This window comes from Chromatiales bacterium, from assembly GCA_020445605.1.
In the GTDB taxonomy this organism is placed as follows: domain Bacteria; phylum Pseudomonadota; class Gammaproteobacteria; order JAGRGH01; family JAGRGH01; genus JAGRGH01.
Map to the genome: position 1 here is coordinate 101,710 of JAGRGH010000032.1, position 9,400 is coordinate 111,109.

Annotated in this window: 5 protein-coding genes; 2 read left to right on the top strand and 3 right to left on the bottom strand. The window is 60.9% G+C overall.

Translation table 11 applies throughout. The annotated features are described in order from the left end of the window. Positions 1–93: 93 nt before the first annotated feature. Together KDG50_06345 and KDG50_06350 are read left to right on the top strand one after the other, a co-directional pair. Positions 94–513, top strand: coding sequence for a hypothetical protein (locus KDG50_06345; GenBank protein MCB1865032.1), 420 nt, complete (start codon positions 94–96; stop codon positions 511–513). 127 nt (positions 514–640) lie between these two features. Next, positions 641–817 (top strand): hypothetical protein, encoded by a 177-nt coding sequence (locus KDG50_06350; protein MCB1865033.1) that lies wholly within the window; start codon positions 641–643, stop codon positions 815–817. Between the two features lie 32 nt (positions 818–849). Here the strand turns inward: KDG50_06350 and KDG50_06355 are convergent, their stop codons facing one another. Genes KDG50_06355 through KDG50_06365 form a run of 3 tightly spaced genes read right to left on the bottom strand, consistent with a single transcriptional unit; the run spans position 850 to position 9,400 of the window. After that, positions 850–2,724, bottom strand: coding sequence for a DUF262 domain-containing protein (locus tag KDG50_06355; protein MCB1865034.1), 1,875 nt, complete (start codon positions 2,722–2,724; stop codon positions 850–852). A gap of 36 nt (positions 2,725–2,760) precedes the next feature. Further along, complete coding sequence (locus tag KDG50_06360; protein ID MCB1865035.1) at positions 2,761–4,710, bottom strand: hypothetical protein; 1,950 nt, start codon at positions 4,708–4,710, stop codon at positions 2,761–2,763. Beyond that, positions 4,694–9,400, bottom strand: coding sequence for an N-6 DNA methylase (locus tag KDG50_06365; protein ID MCB1865036.1), 4,707 nt, complete (start codon positions 9,398–9,400; stop codon positions 4,694–4,696). The genes KDG50_06360 and KDG50_06365 overlap by 17 nt, the downstream gene beginning before the upstream one ends.

The following is a 9,400-nucleotide window of genomic DNA, read 5'->3' on the forward strand; positions in this document are numbered from 1 at the left end:
TTGTTGTAACCGTTACGTAGATCTAGTCTTTTGTTTTTGGGGCAATAATATTTTTTTGACCGTACCCCAGAGACCGGCAGGTACACACACCGCGTGCCCCTGTCACAGCAAGCGCTCGCCACGCTCGAGGAATTGCACAAGGTCTCGGGCCATTCGCAGTGGCTGATGCCCGGTCGCCTCGAGGACAAGCCGGCGAGCCAGAACACCATGATCTTCGCCGTGTATCGGATGGGCTTCCACAAACGCACCACCGTCCACGGCTTCCGCGCCCTCGCCTCGACGATCCTGAATGAGGCCGTCATCGAGGTCGACGGCAAGAAGCACCGCATGTGGTCCGTCGACGCCGTCGAACGCGCGCTGGCCCACACCGAGCAGAACAAGGTCAAGGGCGCCTACGACCGCGGCGACCGCTTCGAAGAGCGGACACGGATGATGCAGTGGTGGGCTGATTACCTGGACGCGGTCGCCAAGTCCGCGGCCACGATGGAATCGGGGAGCAACGGTGCCGAGTGATCAGTTACTTCAGCAGATTCAGCCGGCTGGAAACCACGACGCGGGTTGCATTGGTTTTCTGCAGCCATCGCCAGCGATCTCAATACCATCTCCACAAGTGAGGTCGCGATAGCACAGGAGACCAATGATGAAACGACTGATTACCGACAAGCAGCTCAAGGAGAAACTCGGCGGCTGCTCCGAAATGACGACCTGGCGCCTGCGGCGCGATGGCACGCTCCCGAAGCCCAGGCAGCTGGGCAGCCGAAACGTGACGCCCGAGGAAGAGGCGGACAAGGCGATAGCCCAGCTTATAGGGCCCTGATTTCGTAAAAATCCATAACGCCCGATTACCGGCTACAGCGACGCAGGCCAAATCGTGTTGACGAGCGCCCCCAAATCCGATGAACGCTCATGAATATGCTGCTCGTCCCACACATCAGCCTCAGCCACCTCCCGGTTAAGGACGAGTAGCGATTTTCCGAGCCGCGCACGCTTTTGGGCCCAAGCACCATTGCTAAGACTGGGATTCAAAGCCTCGGTCACTAAAGTCAGGTTTCCAAGCGTATTAACTCCTTGCTGCCGGGCCTCCATCTGCGACTTTGTCTCGTCATCCAAGATATTCCCGTTCAGGGTGGCTTGAAACGTCGACTCGCATGGCGCCACTGCTCCATTTGGCAGCGGCCAATGTTCCGCCCACTTCTGCGGCATAACGTGCTCGATCGTCAGATTGCTCGTATCGAGCGTCGTCTCATCAAACTTCGTCCGCTTGGCGTATTCGAGCTGCTGTAAGATGTAACGTAGTCTTGCTGCGGGGATGCTTCCGTAGATCCCACGTGTTGTTGCAGCCTCCAAGACCTGGCCGTCGCTCGGCATTCTAGACGCGTCACCAGTCAGAGCAGCCAAGTCTGCGGCGAACGCAACGACGTTCGCGCCATTTTCATTCAGGCTACGTATCATCATGATCGCGACCTTGTTGTAGTTCTTTGTCGTCAGACCGCACAACTCGCGTCGAACAACGTAATTCTCGAGGAGCCTGAGCAGGCTTTCTTTCTCTTCGTCTTCAACTTCTTGCGCATTGATCCAGAGCACTACCGGGTGAAATGTAGACAGGTCCCAGTACCGCAATACCTGAGTTAGACGATTCGTTACCGGATTGGAGAGCTCTTCCATCCCACGGTAGGTCTTTGCGTGACCTAATAGGATGTCAAGCTCTTCCCCTACCGTTGGGAAGCCCCTCTCGCGTGCGTAGTGCTGGTATTCAGTCGCAATCTTGCCCGTGTTTACCTCTCGTGCCGTTTCCGCCACGACGGCGTGCGAAATCAGGTGATCCGCCCTTGCTCGCTTGAAGCGACCTTGCCGAACCTGTGCGCTCCAGAAAGGCCCCTCGAATTCCTTCCAGCGTTCGTCGAACAGCTGCTCATCGTCCTCACCTGTCTTGCGGGCACGGTGAAAGACGTCATTGCGAATGAGGTCGAATGGCGACAGCGGTTTCGCCATGCCGTTCAGCGACGCAAATATCTCCTGCGCGTCGTCGTTCTCGTCGAGATGAATCATCACAACCTGGAAGCCGGAGAGGAAGCCTGATAACAGGGCGTCTAGCGTATCCTCGGCCGTCGAGCCATCATTCTTGACGCGATCGTCAATGAATTCATTGATGGCTTCATGCAGGAACCAATAGGCTCTCAATAGGTTCGGAGCCTGACCTTTAATGAGATTCCCATTCTTATAAAAATACTGCTTCTCGAGCTTTTGAATGCTCTTCCGAGGGTTGTCCACGATGTTACGGTAGAGCTGGCGGTCATAGGCGGAAGGCCAAAGCTTGTACCGCTCCCTTTCGGGGTCAGCCATGCCTTTACCGAGTTCGTTGAAGAGATACGTTTCTACGACGTCCTGAATCCGCGGCAATTCACGCTCGCGGGCAACTTCTCGCATCGTGATGAGCACCAGCTCGAAGGTTGTTATACGTTGCTGCCCGTCTACCAGATAGCGCTTGCGTACAGTACCGAACGGCTGGCCCGAAGGCTCTGAGTAAATAATTGCTCCGAAGTAATGCGGGTACGCACGGCGCCCGTCGAGATGCTCTTCTGCTTTGTCCCGCAAATCCTCCCACAACTTGGGAATTTGCTTGTCTTCGTTGGTTTCCCACTCATAGTGCCGCTGATAGACGGGCACCACCCACTGCTGCTTTTCACTCAGCACAACCTCTAATCGGAACGCGTCCGCCCGCATCTTCTATCTCCCGCCAATTTTTCGGTAATTCACATTTCAAAGATCGTATTTCAGAAATCGCTCCCGCGCTGGTGCACCACGGAGGGTAAGGCGTAGCCAGGGCTGCTTCGCCAATTCCGGTGGCGGACGGGTGGTGGTAGTCACGACATATTGGAAGAGCGGCTGTCCGCCGATCTCTTCCAACCCACGTGCGAGATGGAATACTTCATGATACAAGGGCAATCCGAGGTCAGCTTCGCGCGGACTATCGTGTACCAGGAAGGCGGGGGCGCGTGTCGCGCCCTCAATGCTAAGACAGAGAGCGGCAAGGTCGAAGGCGATCACTTTCAGTGACTCGATCGCCGACGTCGACCGATTTCCACCCATCTGCACGGTCAGATTTAGTCCGTTGCCGGTCAGAGTGACAGTGCCCGACGCATCCTGGCCGACCAGTCGACGGATGATGGGATCGAATTTCTGGCTGAGGTGAGCGAAGACCTGCGTCTGTTGATCCAGAAAAGCGCCCAGGCGGGCCCGCTCCTGCTCTATGGTTGTGGCACGTTCGTGCAGTGCGCTTTCCGCCGCCTGCTGCTGCCCCATCAGGTCGGCGAGGCGCTCGACGTCGTCGGCCAATCGTTTGGCGGAATACCAAGCGGATTCCCGCGCGTTGCGCGCAGCCTCCAATTGCCTGAAGCGCTCTTGCCGGCGAGCCTCGCGCTGTCGCGCGATGGCAAGCTGTTGGTTCGCTTGGGTCCGCTCAGCTTTCGCCTTATCTAGGCGTTCGGTCTCCTCGGCCAGCTCCTGTCGGTTCTTATCCAGCCGCTGCCGGCACACTTCCACATCCGGGAGCTTGTGGGAAAGTTTGCATTGGGTGGCCAAGACCCGATCCACGGGAACTTCGCAGATGGGGCAAGGGAAGCTCTCGGCCTCCTGAAAGGCGTAGGACAGACCCGGGTACTCTCCGTTGATCTTGGCGATAATCCGCTCGCTGTTTGGGATATCGGCCTCGAGGATGCCAATCTTCCGGTCGAGCTCTACCACCTCGGCGCGGGCCGCCTCGTATTCCTCCCGTGCCACTTCGATCTCGGAAGCGCCTTCGTTCACGGGAAGTCCGGCCGCCTTTGCGAGTCGTGCCTGCGCGGCCTGGCGTAGCACGCTAATCGCCATCCCCCCTTCGGTGAGGGCGTCCTCCGGAACCTCCAGCTCGGCAAGCAGTCGCGCCTTGATTCGGCAGATTTCCCAGCGCCGATGTCCGATCTCCTGCTCAATGGCGCGCTTTTCTTCGTCGAGCGTGGCGATTTCCCTTCGCTTGGCCTGCTCCTCCGGCGTAATTGCCCGCAAAAACGCCCGTAAGGCGTCCAGTTTTTCGGTCTGGTTGAGTCCGCGGGCCGGCGAGTCGGAATTCGACGCCGTCGATCGCCAGTCCAGGACATGATCGAAGCGGCATTCCTGATCCCGGGCCAGCAAGGCGAGAGCAATGGGCCAGCTCCTGTGCTTCAGTCGATGGCCGGGGACCAGGTTGGTCAACTCTGATGTAAGAATGGTTTTCTCGACGGCATCCAGAAAAGGTTCGATTCCCGTCGATGCCGCTTCACCCGCCGCAAGCTCGTCTAGCTTGCCATCCGGAACCGCCAGATGCCGGCGTCGACTGCCCAACGGTCGGACAATGGCCCAGCAGGTGCCGTCGAGCATCATCTCCGCGCCGACTAGGCCATCCGGGAAGACCTCGCCGATTCTGCTGCGCTGGTCTTCCGGTGCGTAACGGTCCTCGCCCAGGCAGTAGCGCAACAGGCGACAGAACAGGGTCTTGCCGCCGCCATGCCCGATGCCTTGGTCGTCGGGCGTCCAGATGATGTTGAGTCCGGGACGGAGTTCAATGTCCCTGACAATCTCTCCGCCGGGTTCCTTCCAGATAACGAGGCGGCGCACCCATAAGCGGGGACCTGACATGTCCGGTGGCGGCCGGACGTGCAGCTCCTGTCGAAAGAACTCACGCTGCCGCGACATCGTTAACCCAGTCTCTTAGATCATCTGGCAGCGCAGTGACGACCGTATCCGCAGCATGACGCTGCAATACGTCTAGCACCATCCTTGCCCGGCCATCGGGCCAACCGGACGTTGGAAACCGCTCCAGATTCGCACCCGGTGCCCAGGTGCCCGCTTGGACATCTTCGATTAGATGACCGTTGGCGCGCAGGTTATGCACCGCCGCGCCCCAGGCTTGATCATTCCGCGCGACAAAGGCTGAAATACCCTGAGGTATTGGGTTGGACTCAGCACCAATCAGTCTTCGCCAGCCAGCCGCTTCTGCATCATCCAGGTGCAGAAGCAACAGGCGCGGCTCCAGTGCCAAGAGTGCGGCGAGCCGGACCTGGCGAGCCGGCAGCGGTTGGGACATCGCCTTCAGAATGGCTGCAAGCTGCACACCCGTCTCGGCGCGCTGATCCGTCATGGGCCGTGCCCAGATGCCGTCCGCCAGATCATCGAAGTCAGCAGCGATCGGTCGCTCGACGTCACGCGGCGGATGGATATGCGGCGGCGGGTTGTCGGCGATGTCCGCATAGCTCACGAAGTTGCCATCGGTATCCAATGGCGGTCCCGGCAGCGGGTCAAGACGCGTCTCGTACGGTTGGCCGGTTCGAATCGCCGCCTGCATGGCATCGTAGATTTCGAGGATTACCCGTTTGGTGTGGTACTCACCGCACGCCTCCTCATCCTTGCGGCGGACGATCGGGAAGGTGTCCATGATGTAGTCAACGGCGTCGCGCGGCGTTGGGAAATGGCGCTGCAGTTCCTCGAGCTGCTCAGGCGTCTCGTCGTGGGGGCAGCCGTCCGCCTTGCGCGCCGGGCGCCAGTCGCCGGTCTCGTCGGCGGGCAGGTAGAGGTGGAAGAAGGCGGCATCCAGCTCGCAGCGGATCAGGAAACGGCGCTCCTCGTCCCAGCGGAAGGGAGGGCCGTCCCAGCCGCAATCTCGGGCAACACCTTGAAGGTCCCACGACGTGTAGCTTAGTTCAAGACTGCGTGGAACCAACCAAGCGACTCCGGATGTCGCTGTTTCCGACCACGAAAACGGATAGTGAAGGAACTCGGGCGCAAGGACTGCAAATTGCTTGAAGTAAAAGTAAGTGAGTGAAGTTCCCCCAAGCTTCTGCCGCGCATTGTAGTCCAGCGCAAATGAAGTCAAGGTGGCCACTAAGCCAATCGCATGATCTGATGAATCGATCAGAATCAGTGGCGTCTTGTGGTTGGCTGCTACCCCGGGTATCAGGGTGGCAATTACCGTTCTTAGGACGGTGGCGCCTGTAACATCCCGGAATCCGATTTGCCAGCCGCGGGCGGTCTCACGCTGAAACGCTCGTGCAACTTCCGCATCATCCACCCAATAACGGGGAAGCGGCACGAGAGTCGGATCCGCATGCATCGAGCTGTCAAACTCGGGAAGTTTCCCTTGGTTTGCCTGCGCCTCGGATTGACCATCGTATGTTCCCCACCTGTGGTCGAAGTGGTGAATCATCTTCGCCTCATACAGCGGCAGACACGCCTTCCCATCCTTGCGGAACACGTTGCCATCCAGGCGCCAGCCCTCCGCCTGCAGCTGTTCGCAGGTTCGGAACAGGTGCGAGTCGTTGGACATGTGGAACATAGTGCTGAACTTGATGCCCCAGGGGTTCTCCTCAGGCTCGCCGTCACGGGCCTCGCGGATCAGCACCGGCACGCGGCGGAAGGTGGCCTTGGTGAGCTCCGCGTCCTTGCGGAAGCGGAAGATGGGGCAGGTTCGGGTGTTGGGGTTCAGGAGCGCGATGTCCTCGGGCGACAGTGTGAAACGCCGCTCGGGGTCGCGAAGGTGCTCAATGCTTCGGGCAAAGAATACAAAATCAGATTCACTGCTAATCGGATACGCTCCGCCGCCTATCGTGAAAAGGCAAAACCGAGTAGCGTGATGGACTTCAGGGAATACGAACTCTTCGTTTTCGAAGCTAAACAGGCTGACGAGTGACTTTGTCTCCACTATGTCCTGGAAGAACAGTTTGGTAGTGTCATCGGTCGCGATGCCAGTCGGTAACACGGCGCCGACGCGGCCCGTCTCGTTGAGCACGGTGCGCATGCCCTCGGCGAAAACGGTGTAGACGTTAATGTCGCCGCGGCCGCACAGGGGGTACCGGCCGCTCGAGCGCAGCAGATGGCTCTCGCCCTCGGCCTTGCGCGAGGCGGCCACGAAACGTCGGTGGAGCTCCGGGTCTTCGCGCGTCAGGGCCGCAATCAGGCGCTTGCGGGCAGCGGCATTGGGGGCGTTGGCGATCTCGGGGCTGCGCTCGGCGAACCACTCCTTCTCCTGTAGCTTCACGCGCTCCCAGGGGGGGTTGCCCAGCACGCAATCAAAGCCTCCCTGAGCGAAGGCCTCAGGGAAAGCGAGCTGCCAATGAAAAAACTGGTACCGATGTGTCAGCCGGTCCAGTTCCTTACGCTGGTCGGCATGGAGTGCCTCGGCATCTTCTTCCAGGCGCCGGATGGTGTCCGTCGTGATCGGCGCCGGGGCATCGGCTCGCTTCGGCCAGACGAAGGCTGCACACCAAGTATCGGCGATGGCTTGCTGATGGCGGTACTCAGGCGAGACCACGAGCCTTCGAAACTGATCTGCCTTTCGGGCGATCGCTTCAAGGTTGTCATCTGGCGCCTTGTCGATCCCCTGGCTGCGTGAGATGAGCGTCTCGTACTCGGCCGCTGGTTCGGCAACCTGCAGTAAAAAACCACGATCGCCATGTTCGCGCTCACGCTTGTTCTGACGCTTATATTGTGTACAGACCTCGCGCTCGTCGCCCTCGATGGGCTTGAAGGCGTCGTCCGGCAGACCACCTGCGATCAGCTCCGGCGTGGTTCCGAGCAGGCTGTTGCCCACGCGGATGTGGTGGTCGAGGAAAGACAGCGGCTTGCCCGGTTCCAGCGCCTCCAGCCACAGACTGACCCGACAGAGCTCTGCGGCCATAGGGTTCACATCCACGCCGTAGAGGCAGCGACCGATGATGTCGCGCAGCGCGTGCTGATAGAGGAGCGGCGAAGGTTCGCTTTCACCCTCGGCTAGCGCCCGGACTCTCGCGAGGTGCCGCGCGAGCCGGTGCGCCGCGCCGACCAGGAAGTGGCCGGAACCGACCGCGGGGTCACAGACCTTGAGCGCGAGGATGGCCTGCTCCGCGTCGGCCGGCGGCTTGCCCTTGATGGCCTCCTCGACGACCGGGTCCAAGGCGGAGTCCAGCAAGCACTGCACCAGAGAATCCGGTGTGTAGTAGGAACCGGAGGTCTTGCGCTCGTTGCCGGCAAACTCGGCGAAGGTAAAGCGCGCGCCATCGCCGCTCACCTGGGGGGTCAGCCCCAGCAGGCTCTCGTAAACGCCGCCCAGCTCCTCCGCGCCCAGGTTCTTGTAGTCCACCGGGCGCAGCACCTTGCCCTGGCGGGTGAAGGCGAGATGGCGCAGGGCCTCCAGCAAATCGAAGTTGGTCAGCTCGGCATTGTTGAGGTCGGGCGTCGAAGCCGTGTCCCAAAGGAAGCTACCGAGCGCCGGCAGAGCGAGCGCCTGCCGGATGGTCTCGGATTCGGGCTCTCCCGAAAGTGCCCGGACCAGGATCTGGAATTGGCGCCAGAGGTCCCCATGCCGGCTGCCCTTGATCTTGCCTGCCATCTCGCGCAATCGGCCAGTGCCGTAGTGTGCGGCGTAGCGCTCGCGGGCAGCTCGCGCCGCATCGGAGTCATCCAAGGGGTGAATCAGGGGCTGGCCCTCGAGCGAGCGATCCTCGGCGACGAACAGGAAGATCAGTCGGTAGACCAGGCGCAGGAGCTGGGCGTGTAAATCGGTCGGCGACAACGCACTGGACCGCAGGGCATCGCGCAACGCGGCGTTTCTTGGATGGCTCGTGAACCCCTCGCCGAGGATGGCGAGCGCCTGCTCGACGCCGCGGCGCAGTTCGCCCAATGCCCGGGCGCCCTGTTCCTCGGCCTCCTGGGTCCACTGCTCAAGCCAGCAGGTCTCGGGGCGGTCGCCCTCTCTGGGCGCGAAACGGGTGGCGTGCGCTACCAGCCAGAGAAGTACGAAGTCGGAGTAGACCTCGCCGCTCATCATCGCTTCGAGGTCGAACTCGAGGAAGGACTGGCGCGACAGGGCTTGGTTGTCCCGCAGAATGCGCAGACGCAAGCCGTTCGACAAGAGCGCCCAAAGGTGCGCATCGCTGCGGTTGAGAAATTCCTGCACCAGGCCGTGCGGATTGGCAGCCGCCGCCCCGCGCTGGCCGGCAGCGCGGCGATCCAGCGAGAGATGGCAGCCGATCAGGTGCACGGGCACCGGCCCGAAGAAGCGGCTGATGGCGTAGGTGCGCCCACCGATTTCTGGACCAGCGCTGCTCGGCAGCAGTCCGAAGCCCAGTTCGCGCAGCAGTGGAAGGTTCCAGCGGTCGTTGGTAAGACCCGTGCCCGCTTCGGTTTCGGGCAGGTTCGCCGCCGTCTCACGGAACTCCGCCCAGTGCTTGCGCAGGCGGTTCCACGATTGGGTGATGACCTCGTTCAGCCGTTCCCCGGCCGGCAGGCCATAGTCCTCAGGCCGGGTGCCGGCGAGATTCGAGCTGCGATCCAGAACGCGACGCAGCAGATCCGCGGGCAGCAGGCCGCCCTCGGAACGGATGGTCTGGAACTCCTGATTGCGGCGCGCCAT